This is a genomic window from Ochrobactrum sp. RH2CCR150, from assembly GCA_014138095.1.
In the GTDB taxonomy this organism is placed as follows: Bacteria; Pseudomonadota; Alphaproteobacteria; order Rhizobiales; family Rhizobiaceae; genus Brucella; species Brucella gambitense.
Window position 1 is genome coordinate 371,486 of sequence record JACGXE010000002.1, and the last position, 20,412, is coordinate 391,897.

Here is a 20,412-nt window from a genome sequence, read left to right on the forward strand (position 1 = left end):
ATTCACTTTCTTATTTTCACCAGTTTGAGTAGTGGCCTGCGCCAATAGCGGTCTTCTTCACCCGCAGTGAACGGTTCGACGACAGATAATGCCTCATTGCAGGCAGAGCGTGCCGCCTAACGCGTATAATTGCCCGTTGATGCTCGACCTTTGGTCAGTGAGTGTTGAAAATGAACTATGAAAATCGTGGCGCTGGACACGGCGAGGCCGCAGCGACGACAGGCGATAATGATCTGCCCATCGATGATGCGCGGGCAAATGAACCTCTGCGCCCTGCGGCGCATTTGACCGCAAACGGCCAGATTCTGACTGGCGCTGATTTCGCCGAACCGGGAAAGCCGGGCGAGCGGCTGGATCTGTTTTTTGAGCAACTGGCCGACAAGTTTTCGGGTTCGGTTGCCGTTGTTTCAGACGGGCGCAACTGGACCTATCGGGAACTCGACAATCGCGCCAACCAGTTTGCGCGGCTGCTGATCGAACGCGGCGTTCGTCCGGGCGACCGCATCGGCCTGCTGCTCGACCGTTCCGCCGACACGTATATCGCGCTGCTCGCCGTCATGAAGGCGGGCGCGGCCTATGTGCCGCTGGCAACTGCCTTTCCGGAAGATCGCATGGCCCTCATCATCGAGGATGCCAATGTCCGGCTTGTCATTTCGCTTGAGGCCTATACGGCCCGCGTTGAACAGATGCCCGTGCCGCATGTGCTGATCGACGGGGCTGGCGCTGAAATTTCAAAGCAATCGATCGCACCGCTGGACAAGGCCGCCAGAGCCGCCAACCCCGACCAGATTTGTTATATTCTCTATACGTCAGGAACGACAGGCAGGCCGAAAGGCGTCGCGATCCTGCATCAGAGCTTCTGCAATTTCCTGCGCGTCGCGGCGATGTCCTACGGCTACAAGCCGGGAGACCGTGTTTATCACGGTATGACGATTGCCTTCGACTTCTCGGCGGAAGAATATTGGGTGCCGTTTACCGCTGGCGCGACTGTCGTGCCTGCGCCGGGACCGATGACGCTGGTTGGCGAAGAACTCGCCGATTTCCTGCGGAAGAATGACATCAACTGCATGGCTTGCAGCCCGACGCTTTTGTCCTCCATCGAAACCGATGTGCCAAAGCTGCGCCTGCTGATGGTGGGTGGCGAAGCCTGTCCGCTCAATCTGGTGACGCGCTGGACGAAGCCGGGTCGTCTGCTTCTCAATACTTATGGCCCGACTGAAGCGACTGTCACGGCCACAATGGGCGTTTTGACGCCCGACAAACCGGTGACAATCGGTGCACCGCTGCCGACCTATTCGATTGTGATCATCGAGCCGACGGAACCAAAGCTGACCGACCCGGATGAACTGGGCGAAATCGGCATCGCCGGTATTGGCCTTGCTGTCGGTTATCTTAACCGGCAGGATCTGACCGACCAAAAATTCATTCCTGATTTCATCGGCTTGCCCAACAACCCGTCAGCACGCATCTATCGCACGGGCGATCTGGGGCGCATCAATGCTGCGGGCGAGATCGAATATCATGGGCGTATCGACACACAGGTGAAGATTCGCGGTTACCGCATCGAGCTTGGCGAGATCGAAGCCGTTCTGCTTGATCAGCCGGGCGTTGCACAGGCCGCCGTCACCACCTGGGAAATCGAGCCGGGTCGTGTGGAGCTGGTTGCTTATTACGCGCCGAAGTCCGGCGTGCTGCCGCTGCAGCGCGCCGATATTGCGCGCGAGCTGAAACGCCGCCTGCCGTCCTATATGGTGCCGGCCTATCTCGAAGAGCTGGCCGCCATTCCAATGACGGTCTCCAACAAGGCCGATCTGAAGCGCCTGCCGAAGCCGACCAATGTTCGACTGTCAGCGGAACGGGAAATCGTGCCGCCGAGCAATGATGATCAACGCTTCATGGCGAATGCGTTGGCGGAAGTGCTCAATCTGGACGAGGTTTCGGTCGAGGATCATTTCTTCGACGATCTGGGCGCCAATTCGCTGCTCATGGCGCGCTTCTGTGCCCGCGTGCGCACCGCGCAGGGCTGGGAAACGGCGTCGATGCGGGATATCTACCTGCATCCGACCATCGCAAGTCTGGCTGCGTATCTGCATGCGCCGCAGCAGAAAACAGCGGCCACGGTCGAACGTCAGCTTACCCACAAGGCATCCAATTTCGCTTATTGGGCCTGCGGCGTTGCGCAGCTCGCCTTCTACGGGATCTATGCCTATGTCGCGCTGGTTTTCTTCGATGGCGGTCTCGATTGGGTTTACGATGCGCTCGACAATCCGCTTCAGCTCTATTTCCGATGCGTCGTGCTGGCGGCCGCAAGCTTCTTCGCAACGACGGGTTTTGCCATTGTTGCAAAATGGGTGCTGATCGGGCGTTGGAAGACAGAAAGCTTCCCGATCTGGGGCCTGCGTTACTACCGCTTCTGGGTGGTCAAGACGCTGATCCGCACTGCGCCTGTGGTCCTGTTCCGTGGCAATCCGCTGTACAGCCTCTATCTGCGGCTTCTCGGCGCGAAACTTGGCCGCAACACGGCCATTGAATGCCGGGCTATTCCGGTCTGTACGGACCTGATTTCTATTGGTGAGAATTCCATTCTGCGCCGCGAATCCAATATTCTCGGTTTCAAGGCCGAAAGCGGCTATATCCACACCGGTTCGATCACCATTGGTGATGGCGCTTTTGTGGGCGTCGGTTCGACAATCGATATCGACACCAGGATCGGCAACGGAGCGCAGCTTGGCCATGCTTCCTCGTTGCAACGCGGTCAAAGCATTCCCGACGGCGAACATTGGCATGGGTCGCCTGCGGCACCGACCACGGCAGATTATTGCAAGGTGCGTAGCATTACCCTGTCCAAAACCCGCCGCATCGTCTTCGAGATCTTTCAGCTTGTCGGGCTGTTCATGCTGGTCACACCGTTCCCGTTCCTGTTCCATAGCTATTGGCAGAGCGTTGGCGACGACTATCAGGAAACCATCGGCATCGTGGCCATCGGCACGACCGTCACACTGTTCGGTGCGCTGGCCGTCGCCTTTATCGCTGCGGTTGCAGTTCCGCGTCTGGCCAGCCTGTTCCTGAAGCCGAACCGCACCTATACGCTCTATGGTTTCCATTATTGGCTGCAGTCGATGGTGGAACTGGCCAGCAATTCGCGCCTTCTCAATCTGCTGTTCGGTGATAGCTCGGCGGTGGTGCATTATATGCGGGCTATCGGCTGGAACCTGAACAAGGTGGTCCAGACCGGGTCCAATTTCGGCACCAACCAGCAGCATGAAAACCCGCTTTTGTGCGAAATCGGCAGCCAGACAATGGTGTCGGATGGTCTGTTCATGATCAATACGCACAAATCGGCGGCCACGTTCCGGCTGGAACATACGAAGGTCGGTGAGCGGAATTATTTCGGCAATAATATCTTTTATCCGTCCGATGGACGGACCGGGGAAAACTGCCTTCTTGGCACCAAGGTTATGGTTCCGATCGAGGGGCCGGTGCGTGAGAATGTCGGGCTTCTGGGTTCGCCTTGCTTCGAAATCCCGCGCATGGTCAATCGTGACAAGGAACTGATTGCCAATATTGATGAAGATGACCGCCTGCGCCGTTTGCGCCGCAAGAACTTCCACAATTTCCGCACGGGACTGATGTTCCTCGCGGAACAGTGGCTCATGCTTTTCGCCACGCTGGCTATCTGGGACCGCGCGCTCAACTATTATGATGACTGGAAGTACAACGCATTGTTTGCGGCTGTGGTTCTGACAGCGGGCATTGCGATACCGTTCTATATCTTTATCGAACGTCTTTCGCTGGGCTTCGGCAAGCTGAAGCCGCGCATGACGACGATCTATGATGAAGCTTTCTGGCGGCATGAGCGCCATTGGAAACTGTCGGATTCGCCGATTACGCAGCTCTTCGCCGGAACGCCATTCCGCCCGATGATCCTGCGCTGCCTCGGCGTGAAGGTCGGTCGCCGCGTCTATGACGGTGGCGCCAATCTGACCGAGCGTTCGCTGGTCGAAATCGGTGACGATGCGACCTTGAATGAAGGTTGCGTGATCCAGCCGCACTCGCTGGAGGAGGGCGCTTTCAAGTCGGACTTCATCCGCATTGGCAATGGCTGCACACTCGGACCATCGGCATTTGTCCATTATGGTGTTGTGATGGGTGACGGCTCTATCGTCGATGTCGATTCCTTCGTCATGAAGGGCGAGGTGCTGGAGCCTTATTCAGTCTGGCGTGGTAATCCGGCTAAGCTTAACCGTTTCGTCGTCCCGGTAACAAAGGACGGAACGGTGCTGGCCAATGTCAAGCAGGCGGCGGGTTCCGCCGCTCTTCGTCCGGTGGGGGCGTCCGCTTGACCGATCCCGCCTCAAGCTCCAGTGAGATTAGGCTTCAATCCGTGACGGACGATTTGCGGTCACGGATAGCCGCGCTGGAGCTTGCCCCAGGACAGGAAAATCTTGTCGCGGATAATGCCAGCTCGCTGGAAGAGGCAGATGAAGATGAGGATGCCCGGCCACGCGCTGTTTTCGCAGGCGGCGAGCTGGTCGGTTTCCTGATGTATGATGCGACAAGCGATGGCGACAATGCGCAGATCTATCGCTTCATGATTGACCGCGCTTTTCAGGGGCGCGGTTACGGAAAAGCTGCGTTGCAGCAGGTTTTGGCCGAGATAAAGGCGCTGGGTCACATTCACCGCGTTTCCATCTGCTATGAGCCGGAAAACGAAGGCGCGCGCCAGCTTTATGCCAAGGCAGGCTTTGTCGAAGACGGTCTTGATGAAGACGGCGAGGTGATCGCCCATCTCGATCTTCGCGGTTGAGAATACCGATATGGCAGAACCTCAGTCCGGCTTTTCCGAAACGTCGCTTTTGGAAAATGCGTTAAACGAAGCCATGCGCGCAATCGCGCCCAAGGGCATTTCAACGGCTTGCCGGTTCATTCGGGACGGGGATGAAGCCCGCTTACTGGGTGATGAGATTGCTACGCTTCCGGCGCGAAATCCGGTTCGTCGTCGCGCCAGCGGCGCGGCACGTATTGCAGGGAGGGAATTGCTCAAAGAACATGGCGGAGGCGACTTCGCGATTTTGCGCGGCGCTTCGGGCGAGCCAATTTGGCCGTCGGGCATTGTCGGCTCCCTCGCTCATGATGACGATATTGCTGTTGCTGCAGTGGCAAAGAGCGCCGATTTTCTCGCAGTCGGGATTGATGTGGAACCGGCTATTGCGCTGCCGGAGGATATTGCCGCACTGGTGAGGCAGCCGGGTGACCGATTGCCAAAGGGCACAGCCGATGCGGATCGTATTCTGTTTTGCGCCAAGGAGGCGGTCTATAAAGCCGTCTATCCACTGGACCGTGTGATACTGAACTATGACGATATCATCGTCGATCTGCAGCAAGGCCATGCGCGCACCACGACGGGCAGAAACGTCCGGGTCGTCTTTTGCCGCGCGCCAAAAATCGTGGCGCTGGCCCATCTCTAAAAAGCATCGAAGGCCGGAACCTGGCGGGCTTCCGGCCTTCGACATGTGTGGAGATGTATCAGGAATGAGCTGATACGAACTCCGACATTCTGACGATCAGGAATGTGCCGACAGTGGCGCCTGCATCCTGAAGACCAATGGTCTTTTCCTGGAAGGCAGCAGCCTTGCCATGCTGGGCAACCAGAGACTTGGTAGCTTCCAGCGCGTCTTCGGCGGCCTTTGCCGTCGCAGCCAGTGCGTCGGGCAGGGAAGCACCCGCAGCAGCCTGAGCTTCAAGCGTGACAGCAATCGGGTCGAGTACGTCGAGCAGGGTCTTGTCGCCAACCTTGGCTTTGCCCCGTTCTGCAACACCGTCGCGATAGGCGCGCCAGAAGGCGGCCATTTCGGCAGTGCCAATCGCGTCAACGCCTTCACAGGCCTTGCTTGCACGCAAGAAACCCGTTGCCGTCAGTGTGCCCATGGTGGACGGAGCGACGCGGGCCATGGTGGCACCGGCCAGACGCAGCAGCTTGGCAATGCCAGCAGATTCGCCTTCTTCGGCTGTTGCTTCGGCAGCGGCCGCGAAAGCCTTGCTCATGGTGATGCCGAGATCGCTATCGCCAACCTTGCCGTCGAGCGAGATCAGGAATTCGCGCTGTTCTGCGAAAAGCTGCTTCCAGCTATCGAACAGATTGATGAGATCGGAAGCCTTGATGGAGTTCATGGCGTCACCTCAACCGGCAATGTGCTTGAAGAACGGCGTATTCGCCGAAGCAGCGATAAGCGGCTCCAGTTCGTCGTCGAGATGCAGCACGGAGATCGAAGCGCCAGCCATTTCCATGGCGGTGGCGAATTCGCCGATCCAGATGTGCTTTACCTTGACGCCGCGCTCGTCGAAGAGCTGCGCAACGCGGCGGAACATGATGTAAAGTTCTTCCAGCGGCGTACCGCCGAGACCGTTCAGGAGAATGGCAACTTCATCGCCCTTGGCATAATCCTGCTCGGCGAAGATGCGGCCCAGAAGCTGGTCGACAACGGAGTCAGCCGGAGCAAGCTTGGTGCGGCTGATGCCCGGTTCGCCATGGATGCCCATGCCGATTTCCATTTCATCGTCGCCGATGGAGAAGGTCGCATGACCGATTTCCGGCACAACGCAGCTCGACAGGGCAACGCCCATCGTGCGGGTGCGCAGGCGAGCTTTGTCGGCGAGACGCGTCACTTCATCGAGCGACAGGCCGTTGGCTGCTGCTGCACCGGCTGCCTTGTAGATGAAGAAAATGCCCGCAACGCCGCGGCGCTTGTGCTCTTCACCAACAACCGACGAGGCAACGTCGTCATTGCCGACAACCTGCTTGACGGTAATGCCATCGAGATCGGCCAGTTCGGCAGCCATGTCGAAATTGATGATGTCACCCGTGTAATTGCCATAGATGTAGAGCACACCTGCACCCTGATCGATGGCCTTGGTGACCTGATACATTTGCTCGGCGCTCGGCGACTGGAACACACCGCCAACGGCTGCGCCGTCGATCATGTTCTCGCCGATATAGCCGAGGAAGGTCGGCAGATGGCCCGAGCCGCCACCGGTTGCGATGCCGACCTTGCCAGCCCTGGGCTTGGCAGTGACCATGCAGCGCTTGTCGTCGTTGACAAAGGTCAGTTCGGGATGGGCCCGATAGATGCCTTCCAGCATCTCATCAACGAAATTGACTGGATCGTTCAGGAACTTCTTCATGATTTCCTCTTGAGATTATCGGGTTATTTCTTGCGTTGCTGGGTGACGAAGAAGGCGGCGGCCAGAAGAATGAAGCAGCCGACGACGAGACGCTGCCACGTGCTGGGAATACCGACCAGGACCAGAACGCTGTTGATGACGGTGATGAGCAGGACACCCAGAATAGTGCCGAAAACGCTGCCCGTGCCGCCGGTAATACGTGCGCCACCCAGAACCACAGCGGCAATGACGCTGATTTCGGTTCCGACAAAGTCGAATGGGCTCGACTGACGGTTGGCGCAAACATGGATGATGCCTGCAAGACCGGCAAGACCACCGGCATATCCGAACAGGAACAGATGGATTGTTCGCAGATTATAGCCAAGGCGGCTTGCGATCTGGCTGTTGCCCCCCATGGCGAAAATGGCGCGGCCCATCAGCGTGCGGTTCAAGATCCACCAGGTCAGGATCGCTGCTGCAGGCAGGATCAGGAAGTAGAACGGCATGGTGATGGTTGCGCCGTTGGCGGATTCGAACTGGAACAGGGGCAGGCGGCCAAAAGCGCCCATCGTCGGCGGCAGCGACATAATCCAGACAGTGCCGACAAAAGCCAGCAGGAAGCCGCGGAACAGATATTGCGTGCCGATGGTGACGATCAGTGACGGAACTTTCAGACTATGCACCAGAACGCCGTTGATCAGGCCAAGAAAGACGCCGCCAGCAATAGCCATCAGGATGACGAAGACGATTGGAAGCGTCGGCATATAGGCCTGCACCAGAAGCGTCAGTGAATAGACCGTGCAGGCGGCAATGGCCGTGAATGAAACATCAATGCCGCCAGCGGCGAGAATGATAAAGACGCCAAGCGCGAAAAGGCCCATCACGACGCTGGCGCGACCGATATCGATCAGCGTCGAAGCCTGCAGAAATGCAGGATTGACAATCGACACGATCACGCAGATCGCGACCAGAAGGAAGAAGGTGATGGATTCAGGGCGCCTGCGAATGAAGTCACCCAGCTTGAAGGAACGGGTCTGGCCCAGTTCCGGCTGATACTGCGACACGCTCATTGGGCTACATCCTTTGGGGATTTTTCTTTTTGGGACGACATCATGGCTTGGTAGAGCTGGTCTTCCGTCGCCTCGGCGGCGTCAAATTCCTTGACGATGCTTCCCGCATTCATGACGAGAATGCGGTCGGCGTTTTGCAGCAGTTCGGGCAGGTCATCGCTGACGATGATGAGACCCATGCCGGCTTCGGCCAGTGTCTGGATGGCGCGGTAGATCGTGTCCTTCGATCCGACATCGACGCCGACAGTTGGGCCATGCAGCACGAGGAGCTTCGGACCGATGCTGAGCCAGCGACCGATGAGAACGCGCTGCTGATTGCCGCCCGAAAGGGCGCCGACCGGCAGATCCAGGTTCTTGGTATTGAGGCGCATCTGCTCCATCAGCGAGGCTGCGATTTCGCGGCCCTTTTTCTGATTGATGATGCCGAGGCTGTTGCTGAGACGGGTGAGGATAAGCGCGACTTCATTTTCGAAAATCGACTTGTCGAGGAAAAGACCCTCAGCCAGACGGTCTTCTGGCACGTAGCCGATGCCCAGTTCAATGGCTTCGGCAGGGCTTTTGACGTTGATCTTACGGCCTTCGAGCGTGATCGCACCGTTGGATGCCGGATCGACGCCGGTGATCGCCATCGCCAGCTCGTTGCGGCCTGAGTCGGCAAGACCCGTAATGCCGAGAACCTCGCCCTTGCGGAGCGTCAGGTTGATATTCTTGAAATCCGGCGACGACAGACCGTCCAGTTTCAGCAGCTCTGCCTCGCCGGGCGTACCGGTGCGATAACGCTCGGCGTCGATTTCGCGGCCAATCATCAGCTCGGAAAGCTGCTTCTTGGTGTAGTTCTCAATCGGGCCCTGCGCCACACACTGGCCATCGCGGAAAACGACGGCGTTACCACCGATGCGGTAGCATTCGTCGAGCTTGTGGGTCACGAAGAGGACGGCAACATTGTCTGCACGCAGACGATTGACGACTTCGATGAGGTTGTCGACTTCGCGGCGCGTCAGCGACGTGGTCGGCTCATCCATGATGACCAGCTTGGCGCTCGTTGCGATCGCACGGGAAATGGCGACCAGCTGGCGCATGGCAAGCGGAAGTTCGGAAACGATGGTGTTCAGGAAGGCGCGGTCCGTCGGCAGGCCGACAGTGCTCAGCGCACGTTCCGCCGTCTGACGCAGCTTGGCGCGGTCGAAACGGCGCAGCAACTTACCGTTGCCTTCAACGAGCTGCTGATTGAGCGCTACGTTTTCGGCAACCGTAAGGTTCGGGATCAGCGAGAGATCCTGATAGACAGTCTCGATGCCCGCAGCCAGAGACTGGATTGGATCGAGTTCTTTATAGGTCTTGCCATTGAGAACAATTTCACCCTCGCTCGGACCATGCGCGCCGGACATGATCTTGATGACGGTGCTCTTGCCGCATCCATTCTCGCCGAGAAGGTGATAGGCCTCTCCGAGATTGAGCGTGAGGTCGATGCCGCGCAATGCATGCACGCCGCCAAACCGCTTGTGGATGTTGCGCAATTCGAGAAAACGCTCCGGTGTCCGGCCGTTTTCCGTCTTATTGTTCATCGTAGTTGACACGTTAATTCCTCTGCCACAGTGCATCATCGCGCTTGCACGCAACGGTTCCGCTGTCGGCTGGTTGGCGGCAAAATCAACCGGGGTTAGTTGCCCGGATGCTTTCCATTCGCGGAAAGCACCCGAGGCCTTGACGCTGGGCGGCGATGGTGAACGGAACGGTCGCCACCCGCAGTCGGATCTTTTAAGGCTGCTTAGAACAGGTGTTCCTTGTAGGAATCCTTGTCGGCGATAACCATGCCATTGCCGATGACGAGGAGGCCTTCGCCTGCACCCTTCTTCACGGAAACCTTGTTGTAGCCTTCAACGCCGAGGTCGATACCGTCCTTGACTTCCTTCTTTTCCAGAAGAAGCTTGGCAACAGCATTCATCGCCATGCCAGCCTTCTGCGGGTCCCAGAAGCCGATAGCCGTAATGGCGCCCGATTCCAGAAGATCAGCCGATGGGTTCGGAAGGCCGGTGCCGACGAGGCAGACCTTGCCGCTCAGACCGGCTTCATCGATCGCGCGGCCAATGCCGAGAACGTCGTTGCCAGCCGAGCTCTGGAAGCCCTTCAGGTCAGGATGCTTGCGCAGAATTTCCTTGGCCTTTTCGTAGGTGCCATTGGCATCGTCGAAGGATTCGTTGTTCGGATCGACAAGCTGCATATCCGGATACTGCTTGGCGTTTTCTTCAGCCGAGCCAACCCACTGCATATGCGTACGGCTGCCGAGCGAGCCGACGAAGGTCGTCCACTTGCCGCTCTTGCCCATGCACTGTGCCAGACGTTCGTTCAGAGCTTTGCCATAGTCGGCATTGTCGAAGGCTTCGACGTCGGCCATTGTGTTGATCTGGTTGTCGGCTTCGTGGGTCACGACAACGATGCCGCGTTCGATAGCGCGCTTGAACGTGCCTTCGAGAACGGCCGGATCCATCGGAACGACGGCAAGCGCGTTGACGCCCTTTGCGACCAGATCCTGAACGATCTGAAGCTGCTGTGCCGCGTCGGCAGTTGCCGGGCCGCTCTGGGTTGCGACCACATCCGGGTTGGCCTTTTGATAGGCTTCAACGCCTGTGTTCATGCGGTCGAACCACGGAATACCGCTGATCTTGACGACGGTTGCGATGACCGGCTTTTCCTGCGCGACCAGCGTGCCTGCGCCGCCTGCAAGTGCAGTGGCAGCAATGAGCGCACCGGTGAGCAGCTTCTTTGTCTTTGCTTTCATGACTTCCTCCTCGTTAAGAGTCCCTCAGTATTACGGTTTGGTGCTTGAGGGTTGAGCACCAATTGGTGCCTTGTTGCTATTGCCCAAGGTAAAGAAACTGGCGACGTCGTATCGTCCGACAGCGAGGAATGCGAGCAGCAGCAGGCCCCAGGCAAAGTCGCGGACAAAGTTGGACAATCCACCGAAATTCAGCAGGCTCGACATGAGCTGCAAGGCGATGGCGCTCAGCACCACGCAGATGATGCGACCGTAACCACCTTCAGGCTTCACACCCGCCATAACGACGATGAGAATAGCGACGAGCAGATAGGAGCTGCCGTAATCATATTTCACGTTGACGTTGCGTGCGGCGATGATGACGCCTGCAATACCTGCCAGAAGGCCGCTCGTTGCATAGGTTGCGATCAGAACGCGGGCGCGGGGGAAACCAGCGAAGACAGCTGCCTTCGGATTGGTGCCCATTAGCATCAGCCATGCGCCGAAAGGCGTGAACCGAACCACAGCGCCGATCAGAAGAGCGACCGCCAGAAAAATCAGGAAACTGATCGGCACAGCGAGGAACATGTCATTGCCGATGCGCGACAGAAGGTCCGGGCTGCCGACCATCACGGCGCGCCCTTCCGAAACCACGACAGCAAGACCCATGAAGGCCATCTGCGTGCCGAGCGTACAGAGAATGGGTGTGATGTTGAAACGCGCGATCAGGATGCCGTTGATAATACCGCCTGCAAGGCCAACGAGCAGCGCCAGCACGATGAATGCTACGCTAAAGGCGAGCGGGTTCACCGAGGCGGATACAAAGGACGATGCGATAACCGCCGCAACCACACCTGCCAGATTGGCAAGCGCGATGCCCGACAGATCGATGCCGCCGTTACCGGCGCACATGGCAAGCATCACGCCGATGGCGAGAAGGCCGATTTCAGGAATCTGGCCAGCCATCGACTGCAGGTTGAACAGGGAGAGAAAAGACCCGCCGGAGATGTACGCGCCAAGCGCGAGCAATCCCACATTAATGACAACAAGCATGGCAAGCGGGTTGCTTGTCCTCTGCATGGTCTCCTCCTACAGCGTTTACTAAACAAAAAATTATTTCACTAAACCTATTGCCTTGCTAACGGCGATGTCAAGCGGACTGTGCCTAATTTTTGGTTGATTTGCGCAGGTTTTCAGCTTAATCGTTTTAAAAACACGGCAGTTGTGTTTACTAAACAAATAGTGTTTTATCGCCGTGCTTTCTGAGTGGCGTGATGCAGATTTCCGAATAAGATACGCATTGAAGAGGAATCCAGCCTGTCATTCTGGCGCTGCCAAAGCGGGCCAGTCGGGCGGGTGAGGCCTGAAGCGGCCAAAAAGGGGAATGACGTGCTGATGACGGCAGCCGTGCGGAGCGTATGAAAAAGAAGAAATCTTTTACGATCAGGGATATTGCCGAGAATGCGGGTGTTTCTCCGGCCACGGTTTCGCTTGTGCTCAACGGCAAGGGCGAGATTTCCGGCGAAACACGCACGCGTGTTCTGGAGGCGGTATCGCGGCTGAACTATGTGCCGCGTGTCGCCAAGACGGGCAATGGTACGACCGGACCGGGTGAAACCATCCGGTTCCTGAAGATTTCCAAACATGGCGGCACGGTCAATCGCGATCACAGTGTCTTCGTTTCAGACTATATCGACGGCATGTCGTCGGAAGCGTCTCGCCGCAACTACACGCTGGAAGTTGCCAGTTTTGAAGGGCAGCCGGTCAGTGCGGTGGCGGAATCGCTTGCAGGCGCGCCGGTTCGGGGCGTTATTGCGCTCGGCACCGAATTATCGGCGGTCGATATCCATATGATTCAGGGCATGGGCCTGCCCACTGTCTTCATCGATACGTTCTACGATGTCGTGGAGGCCAACTTTGTGGACATGAACAATGAAGACGCTGTCTTCAAGGTCTTGTCGCACTTCAAGCAGTCCGGTTTTTCCCGCATCGGCTTTGTCGCCAGTCCTACCGAGACGATGAACTTCCGTCTTCGCCGCGAAGCCTATGTAAAGAACATGCAGCGGCTCAACCTCAAGGTTCAGCCTGACGATATCCTGTCGGTCGAATCGACCTATGAAGGTGCGTATCGCGATACGCGTGAATTGCTGAAATCCGGGCACAATCTGGCCGAATGCTATTTCTGCACCAATGACATCATTGCCTATGGCTTCATCCGGGCGCTGAAGGAAAGCGGCGTGCGTATTCCGGAAGATGTTTCGGTGATTGGCTTCGACAATCTGCCGCAAAGCGCCACCATGGAGCCGATGCTGACCACGGTCGACGTCTCCAAGCGCAAGATCGGTAATGTCGCGGTGTCGATACTGGACGATCTGATCAACGCGGCAGACAAGCAGCCCGCAGTCAAGGTGCTCGTCGGCGCTGACCTTGTGGTCAGGCAGAGCGATTCCGTTCTGTCATCCCGCAAAAAGAAGCGGCCGCAGCTGGAAGACGCCGGCGAGTAACGCCACTGGAGCAGTTTCAGTTAACGCGGAATCGTGAAGCTGCTTTATCTGTTTATTTTGACGCATTATCCAACACAAAACCGCTGCGCACTTTTGCTGGAAATGCTCTATTCCTGAAGAAGCGTTGCGATCCGTTGCAGGATCAGTTGGCTGGCATCCATGATGTCCTTCACGAGCGCTGCCTCTGCCGTCTTCCCGTCTCGTGCCTCAATCGCCTTCATCACATCGTAGTGGTCTTCGATCATCAGGCGCCCGCCCTGTTCGTAAACGCCCGCGATGAGCGGTCCCATCTGTAGCCAAAGCGTATTCTGTATAGTCGCCAGCGCCGGCATTTTTGCGATTTCTGCAAATGCGGAATGGAACAGCTGGTTGCATTCCAGCGCGTCCTGCCAGCGCTGTTCTTTCAGCGCGCTTTCATTGTCATTGATGATGGACCAGAGCCGGGCAATATCTTCCGGTGTCGCTTCAGTTGCGGCGCGGCTGACTGCCAGCCCTTCCAACCGCACGCGAATGTCGCGTATCTCGCAATAACGTTCCGGCGTCAGGATCGGCACACGCACGTCACGCGGTGTTTTCTGGATGAGCGCATTGTCCTGAATAAGCCGCAGGATAGCATCGCGAACCGGCGTGACCGATGTTCCGAGCGAAGCCGCCAGTTCTCTAATTGTGAGACGTGTGCCGGGGGCGAATCGGCCGCGCATCAAGGCTTCCGAGAGCTTGCGATAGACAATGTCACCCAAATTCTCGTGCTCGACCGCCTGAAGTTCAGCAATATCGCGCATATGGCCTTTTTCTCCCCGGAAACGGTCCTGGTTCACTTGTCTAGCACATTTGAAGTTTGATGCATCAAATACGTTGCGCCGGGATTATTTTGTTTATAGCTTCGACATAACGACAGGTGGCTTTCCGCATTTTGGGTTGCTGGCAGGATAATATTGCCATCAAGGTGCTGTCTAAGATGAGTGACGTGAAAGCTGCTAGGCTCGGTTTTAAAAGGGGAATTCAGATGACCAGACAGCCTAATTCCGTTGAAGCTCGCGATATCGCCTATCATTTCCATTCCAACACCAATGCGCGCCGTCACGAAGAGATCGGCCCGGTGGTGATCGAAAAGGGTGATGGCATCTACGTCGAAGACAATAACGGCAAGCGTTATATCGAGGCGATGGCAGGCCTTTGGAGTGTCGGGGTCGGATTTTCGGAAAAGCGTCTGGCTGATGCAGCGCATAAGCAGATGCTGAAGCTGCCTTACTCGCACACCTTTACGCATCGTTCGCATCCCCCCGTCATCGAACTGGCCGAAAAGCTGATCAGCATCGCGCCCGTGCCGATGAGCAAGGTCTATTTCACCAATTCCGGCTCGGAAGCCAACGACACCATCATCAAGATGCTGTGGTTTCGCGCCAATGCCATGGGCCAGCCGCAGCGTACCAAGATCATCGGCCGCAAGCGCGGATATCATGGCGTGACGATTGCATCGGCAAGCGCTACCGGCCTGCCTGTTAATCACAACTCGTTCAATCTGCCGCTGCCGGGTTTCCTGCACACGACCTGCCCGCATTATTACCGTGATGCGCAGCCGGGCGAGACGGTCGATGAATTCACCACCCGTCTCGCCAAGGAACTGGAAGACATGATCCTCGCGGAGGGACCGGAAACCGTTGCGGCCTTCATCGGCGAGCCGGTGATGGGTGCTGGCGGCGTCGTTGTTCCGCCGGAAGGCTATTGGGAAAAGATCCAGGCGGTTCTGCAGAAATACGATATTCTGCTGATCGCTGACGAAGTGATCTGCGGTTTTGGCCGTACCGGCAACATGTTCGGCTCGCAAACCTTCAATATGAAGCCGGATATCATGACGCTGTCGAAACAGATTTCGTCATCCTATCTGCCGATCTCGGCCTTTATGTTTAACGACCGCGTCTATCAGCCGGTGGCGGATGAAAGCGCGCGCCTTGGCGTATTCGGTCATGGCTATACGGGTTCGGGCCATCCGGTTGCAGCTGCCGTTGCGGTCGAAAACCTCAAGATCATTGAAGAGCGCGATCTCGTGACCAATGCGCGCGAAACGGGCGCCTATATGCAAAAACGCCTGCATGAACTGGCCGACCATCCGCTGGTTGGCGAAGTGCGTGGCGTTGGCCTGATTGCCGCGCTTGAACTGGTCGGCGACAAGGCAACCAAGGCGCCGCATGAGAAAGTCGGCGTGCTTGGCGGTCTTGCCAATGCGGCGATGTTTGGCAACGGCGTTATCACCCGCAATATGGGCGATGCGATTGCGTTTTGTCCACCGATGATCATCACGCCTGCGCAGGTCGATGATGTCGTCGCGGCAACCAAGAAGTCGCTGGATGAAGTTGCAGCCTCGATTGGCCGCAGCTGATCTGAAAGCTCCTGCGAAGGACAAACTAAAACCCGCATCAGCGATGATGCGGGTTTTGTTTTTGCTGATGGAGAACCTCAGGCCGGGTGACGCTCTGTGACGAATTTGGTTGTGAGATAAGGTTCGATGGCTTCGCTGCCGCCTTCGGAACCGTAACCGCTGTCCTTGACGCCACCAAACGGCACTTCCGGCAGCGCCAGACCAAGGTGATTGATGGTCAGCATGCCAACTTCGACGCGGCGTTCCAGCTCGGCAATCCGAGCTGCCGATTGCGTGAACGCATAAGAAGCAAGGCCGAACGGCAGGCGATTGGCCTCGTTAAAGGCTTCTTCCGCATCGGAGAATGGAATGATCAATGCGACAGGACCAAACGGCTCATCATTCATGATGTTCATATCGCGCGTGATATTCGTCAGAACCGTCGGCTCGTAGAAATTACCGGAATTGCCGATGCGCTTTCCACCGGCGGCAACATTGGCGCCCTTATCTCGGGCATCGGCCACAAGAGCTTCGATGGCTTCCACGCGACGCTGCGAAACCAGCGGCCCCATGGTGCTATCGGATTCGAGACCGGAGCCAACCTTGACGCGCCCGACTTCCTGAAGAAACACGTCGACAAACTGATCGACAGCCTTGTCTTCAATCAGGAAACGGGTTGGCGAAACGCAGACCTGACCGGCGTTGCGGAATTTCGAGCGCCCCATCGTGGCGGCCGCTGCCGTGATGTCGGCATCGCCAAAGACCAGAACCGGTGCATGGCCGCCCAGTTCCATCGTAGCGGGCTTCATATGCGCGCCTGCCAACGAGGCAAGGTGCTTGCCGACCGGCACTGAGCCGGTAAACGAAACTTTGCGGATGGCAGGATGCGCGATCAGATAGCTCGATATGTCGGCAGGAACACCATAGACGAAGTTGACGACGCCTGCCGGAAGACCGGCCTCATGCAGCACTTCGGCTAGAACAGTGGGCGAGGCGGGGGTGTCTTCCGAAGGCTTGACGACGAGCGAGCAACCAGCGGCAAGTGCTGCACCCAGCTTGCGCGCCGTCTGCGAAACCGGGAAGTTCCACGGCGTGAAAGCTGCCACCGGACCAATCGGAGTCTTGAGAACTGTCTGGCGCACGAAACGGTCGCGCGCCGGGATGATGCGACCGTAAGCGCGTCTGGCTTCCTCAGCAAACCAGTCGAAAATATCTGCCGAGACATTGATCTCTGCGAGCGCTTCGGCGAGCGGCTTGCCCTGTTCGAGCGTCAGAATACGTGCCGTTGCCTCGGCGCGCTCGCGCAGCAGCGTGGCGGCCTTGCGCAGAATATTCGAGCGTTCGAAGACGCTCATGTCGCGCCAGATGTGGAAGCCACGTTCGGCAGCAAGCGCTGCGGCTTCAAGCTGGGCTTTCGAGGCAACGCCAACTGTTCCAATAGTCTCATTATTGACCGGATTGAGCACGGCGATGGGCGTGCCGCCTTCGCCTTCAACCCATTTGCCATCGATGAACAGTTTGGTGTCGCGGTAGTGGGGATTGGTCATGATTTACTCAATTGTCTGTTTGCAAGCGTTGAAAGATCAGATTTCCGATAGGTATGGCCGAGGTGGCTGCGGGGGACGGCGCATTGCACACATGCAGCACACGTTTGGTCTGGTGGAACTTGAAATCATGAATAAGTTTGCCATCGCGTGAAACAGCCTGTGCCCTTATTCCGGCCCGGTAAGGCCGAAGGTCGCTCTCCTGCAGGGAAGGACAATATTTCCGGCACTTTTCCAGATAGCTCTTCTTGAACAGACTATCCTTCATTTCTTCGAAGCCCGACGAAAGATGGGCGGTAATCACTTTCCAGAAGCCCGGAAAGGCCGCATAGGTCGCCATATCGCGTAAATTGGCCGAGAATTTCGGATAACCCTCGCGTGACAGGCCCAGAACGGCGTTAGGACCGACGGTCAGACTGCCATCAATCATCGGTGTCAGATGAATGCCGAGAAAGGGCATTGAAGGGTCCGGCACCGGATAGATCATGCGTTCGACAAGTTTGTTCAGTTCGGGCCGCAAAGCATAATATTCACCGCGAAACGGCACTATTTGGAAGTCCACATCGACACCGGAGCGCCGGGCAAGACGGTCAGCCTGCAAGCCAGCGCAGGCGATGACCTGCCTGCTTTCCCAGACTTTGCCGCCCGCATGGACCCGCACACTGTCACTGTGTTCTTCAATGCGGTCGACGCTGACATTGAACTCGATATCGCCACCAGCAACGCGAATGAGATCGGCCATGGCGCGACAGACCGCACGATAATCGACAATACCGCTCTGCTCGACCAGCAAAGCGGCAAGTCCGGTCACGGCGGGTTCGAAATCGTGCAATTCGCCGCCACTGAGACGGCGGCAGGTGATGCCGTTCGCGGCTGCATTGGTTTCAAGCGCAGAGAGGCGCTGCACTTCGACATCGTTTGTCGCCACGACAAGCTTGCCGGGAACGCGATAGGCAATGTTGTTCTCGTCGCAGAACTGCTTTGTCATGCGCTCGCCAGCGCGGCAAAGCTCTGCCTTGAAGCTGCCGGGCTGGTAATAGATGCCAGCATGAATCACGCCGCTATTATGGCCGGTCTGATGCATCGCAACGGCTTTTTCCTTCTCCAGCACCAGAATACGGGCTGAAGGCTTCTGCCGGACAATGGTGAGGGCCGTGGCAAGGCCGACAATGCCGCCGCCAACCAGACAATAATCATACATGATGACGCCCGATATTTGCTGTATGATGCATCATAATTACCTCCCATAAAGTGGCCCACACGTCAACCGCAATGTAACTGCTGTTGCGCAGACGAATAGCCCTTAGTGGAAGAAAAACATTACGGAATTGGTGGAGGAAGGCGGTTCGCAAATACAGCTAAAGGACGCCTGTCAAAAGGCGTTTTGCGCGTCTGGCTAAGGATAATGCCGCATGGCAAGGCAGACTAATACTGACTGGTAGACAGGCGCGCTCCGCAGTAGCGGCAAGCGCGCCCGGTCCTTCAATTTACTTTGCCGATGAAGTCGCTGGCAAAACGCTCGGCGATGGCCTGAATGGCTGCGTGAATGGGGCCTGCGGTCAGGCTCGGCAGAACAGATCCATCCACCACATGGACATTATCCAACCCATTCAGGCGCAGGTCAGGATCGACCACTGCGGTGGCATCCTTGCCCATGCGGCAGGTCCCCGATGGGTGGTGATGCGTGATGGCAGCCTTGGCAATGAAGGCGTCGATATCGTCCTCAGTTTCAACGGCTCCGGGGAGAATTTCGTGATCGCGCCACTCATCCAGTTCGGGGCGATGGCCGATTTCCCGCGCTGCTGCGAGGGCTGCCCGAAACAATCGCCGGTCGTTCTCGGTCTGGAGATATTGCGGGTCGATCCGCAGAGGATCGTCAAGTTCTGCGCCGGTTATGCGTATTTCACCCCGGCTTGTGGGGTGCGTAACGCCAAACAGGAAGGAATAGGCGCTGCCCGGTGCCGGTGCCGTGAAGAGTTCCGACACAATGGGCGCAACGCCACATCCGACAACGATTTCAGGCTGGCCGTCTGTCGCGGTGCCATCGGCGCGCATATAGGCCATGCTCTCGGAATGTTGCAGACGGGATGGGGCCAGTTTTTGTCTGGCAGCATAGAGATTGCCTGCACCCAGCAGATGATCCATCAGATTGCGACCCAGTTCAGGCGATTTGATGCGGCAGATCACACCAGTCTCACGCAGCACGTCTTCCGGCCCAATGCCGGACCGCATGAGAAGGGCCGGGCCTTCCAGTGAACCCGCTGAAAGGATGATCTGGTCGGCAGTGATCGTAGCGGCACCTTCCGGGCCGACGACTTCAAGACCCACGACGTGGGTGTTGTCGAAACTGAGATGTCGGGTCTTTGTGCCTGTCAGTATTGTGAGGTTGGCGCGCGCGCGTACGCTTGGCGTCAGCCATGCTTCGGCAACCGTGATGCGTCGGCCGTCGCGGATCATCAGCGAGTTCGGCGTAACACCGATCATTTGCCCGGTGCTGTGACCCGGAATACGGGGCAGGCCAAGCGCAGCACCCGCTTCGATGAAAGAGCGGGTAAGGGGGCTGACCTCCTCATCCGGTATCCATACCGGCATCGGGCCACCCTTGCCGTGGACGCCGTCGCCGCCTAGTGCATGGTCTTCGTTGGCCATGAAGGCTTTCTGCAAACCTTCCCAACTCCAGCGCTCATCGCCCGTCGCTTCTGCCCAGGCGGCAAAGTCGGCGGGATGGCCGCGCATATAACCCATCGCATGAAGCAGACTGGAGCCGCCAAGCGCTTTGCCACGCGCCCATGCAAAGCTTCGACCGGCGGCACTTGGCTGTGGGACGGTATTATAATCCCAATCATAGGGGCGATGCTGGATGGCGGGCCACATGGCCGGTTTCCAGATATCTGGGTCTGTCGGCTCGCCGCCAGCCTCGATCAGCACGACTTGCCGCGCCGGATCTTCGCTCAGCCGTGCAGCGAGAAGGGCGCCAGCAGAGCCGGCGCCGATGATTGCCACGTCGTATTGTGCCATG

The 20,412-nt window shown here is 57.5% G+C and carries 15 protein-coding genes; 5 read left to right on the forward strand and 10 right to left on the reverse strand.

Annotated elements, in window-relative coordinates; genetic code table 11:
* The first annotated feature begins 170 nt into the window (after positions 1 to 170).
* The 3 genes from FHW03_RS05390 to FHW03_RS05400 are packed head-to-tail and all read left to right on the forward strand — an operon-like array spanning position 171 to position 5,468.
* Positions 171 to 4,343 carry a Pls/PosA family non-ribosomal peptide synthetase gene (locus tag FHW03_RS05390; RefSeq protein ID WP_182519687.1) on the forward strand — a complete coding sequence of 1,391 codons (4,173 nt, stop codon included), beginning with the start codon at positions 171 to 173 and terminating at the stop codon, positions 4,341 to 4,343.
* A 41-nt stretch (positions 4,344 to 4,384) separates the two neighbouring features.
* A complete protein-coding gene (locus FHW03_RS05395; RefSeq protein WP_182519688.1) occupies positions 4,385 to 4,807 on the forward strand; it encodes a GNAT family N-acetyltransferase in 423 nt (140 codons plus the stop codon).
* A 10-nt stretch (positions 4,808 to 4,817) separates the two neighbouring features.
* Positions 4,818 to 5,468 carry a 4'-phosphopantetheinyl transferase superfamily protein gene (locus FHW03_RS05400; protein ID WP_182519689.1) on the forward strand — a complete coding sequence of 217 codons (651 nt, stop codon included), beginning with the start codon at positions 4,818 to 4,820 and terminating at the stop codon, positions 5,466 to 5,468.
* A gap of 58 nt (positions 5,469 to 5,526) precedes the next feature.
* Here FHW03_RS05400 and FHW03_RS05405 read toward each other — a convergent pair whose 3' ends face one another.
* The 6 genes from FHW03_RS05405 to FHW03_RS05430 form a co-directional block, all read right to left on the reverse strand.
* Positions 5,527 to 6,171 carry a dihydroxyacetone kinase subunit L gene (locus FHW03_RS05405; RefSeq protein WP_182519690.1) on the reverse strand — a complete coding sequence of 215 codons (645 nt, stop codon included), beginning with the start codon at positions 6,169 to 6,171 and terminating at the stop codon, positions 5,527 to 5,529.
* Positions 6,172 to 6,180: 9 nt separating this feature from the next.
* Positions 6,181 to 7,182, reverse strand: coding sequence for a dihydroxyacetone kinase subunit DhaK (locus FHW03_RS05410; protein WP_182519691.1), 1,002 nt, complete (start codon positions 7,180 to 7,182; stop codon positions 6,181 to 6,183).
* 23 nt (positions 7,183 to 7,205) lie between these two features.
* The gene (locus tag FHW03_RS05415; RefSeq protein WP_078339166.1) at positions 7,206 to 8,231 is read right to left on the reverse strand and encodes an ABC transporter permease; all 1,026 of its coding nucleotides are present in this window, start codon (positions 8,229 to 8,231) and stop codon (positions 7,206 to 7,208) included.
* On the reverse strand, positions 8,228 to 9,796 hold the full coding sequence (locus tag FHW03_RS05420; protein WP_210277168.1) for a sugar ABC transporter ATP-binding protein: 1,569 nt from the start codon (positions 9,794 to 9,796) through the stop codon (positions 8,228 to 8,230). The genes FHW03_RS05415 and FHW03_RS05420 overlap by 4 nt, the downstream gene beginning before the upstream one ends.
* A gap of 203 nt (positions 9,797 to 9,999) precedes the next feature.
* Positions 10,000 to 11,010: a substrate-binding domain-containing protein gene (locus tag FHW03_RS05425; RefSeq protein ID WP_182519693.1), complete on the reverse strand. Its 1,011-nt coding sequence runs from the start codon at positions 11,008 to 11,010 to the stop codon at positions 10,000 to 10,002.
* 30 nt (positions 11,011 to 11,040) lie between these two features.
* Positions 11,041 to 12,066 (reverse strand): ABC transporter permease, encoded by a 1,026-nt coding sequence (locus tag FHW03_RS05430; protein ID WP_182519694.1) that lies wholly within the window; start codon positions 12,064 to 12,066, stop codon positions 11,041 to 11,043.
* 338 nt (positions 12,067 to 12,404) lie between these two features.
* On the opposite strand from FHW03_RS05430, the gene FHW03_RS05435 reads away from it, so the two are divergent.
* Positions 12,405 to 13,490 carry a LacI family DNA-binding transcriptional regulator gene (locus FHW03_RS05435; RefSeq protein ID WP_182519695.1) on the forward strand — a complete coding sequence of 362 codons (1,086 nt, stop codon included), beginning with the start codon at positions 12,405 to 12,407 and terminating at the stop codon, positions 13,488 to 13,490.
* 107 nt (positions 13,491 to 13,597) lie between these two features.
* Here FHW03_RS05435 and FHW03_RS05440 read toward each other — a convergent pair whose 3' ends face one another.
* Positions 13,598 to 14,272 (reverse strand): GntR family transcriptional regulator, encoded by a 675-nt coding sequence (locus tag FHW03_RS05440; RefSeq protein ID WP_182519696.1) that lies wholly within the window; start codon positions 14,270 to 14,272, stop codon positions 13,598 to 13,600.
* A 224-nt stretch (positions 14,273 to 14,496) separates the two neighbouring features.
* Here FHW03_RS05440 and FHW03_RS05445 point away from each other — a divergent pair, with 224 nt between their 5' ends.
* Entirely contained in the window at positions 14,497 to 15,870 is a 1,374-nt protein-coding gene (locus FHW03_RS05445; protein WP_182519697.1) for an aspartate aminotransferase family protein, read from the forward strand.
* A 77-nt stretch (positions 15,871 to 15,947) separates the two neighbouring features.
* Here the strand turns inward: FHW03_RS05445 and FHW03_RS05450 are convergent, their stop codons facing one another.
* From FHW03_RS05450 to FHW03_RS05460, 3 genes are all read right to left on the reverse strand, one after another.
* Complete coding sequence (locus FHW03_RS05450) at positions 15,948 to 17,396, reverse strand: NAD-dependent succinate-semialdehyde dehydrogenase (RefSeq protein WP_182519698.1); 1,449 nt, start codon at positions 17,394 to 17,396, stop codon at positions 15,948 to 15,950.
* Positions 17,397 to 17,403: 7 nt separating this feature from the next.
* Positions 17,404 to 18,594 carry an L-2-hydroxyglutarate oxidase gene (gene lhgO, locus FHW03_RS05455; protein WP_210277169.1) on the reverse strand — a complete coding sequence of 397 codons (1,191 nt, stop codon included), beginning with the start codon at positions 18,592 to 18,594 and terminating at the stop codon, positions 17,404 to 17,406.
* Between the two features lie 281 nt (positions 18,595 to 18,875).
* On the reverse strand, positions 18,876 to 20,411 hold the full coding sequence (locus FHW03_RS05460; protein WP_182519699.1) for a GMC family oxidoreductase: 1,536 nt from the start codon (positions 20,409 to 20,411) through the stop codon (positions 18,876 to 18,878).
* Position 20,412 lies beyond the last annotated feature (1 nt).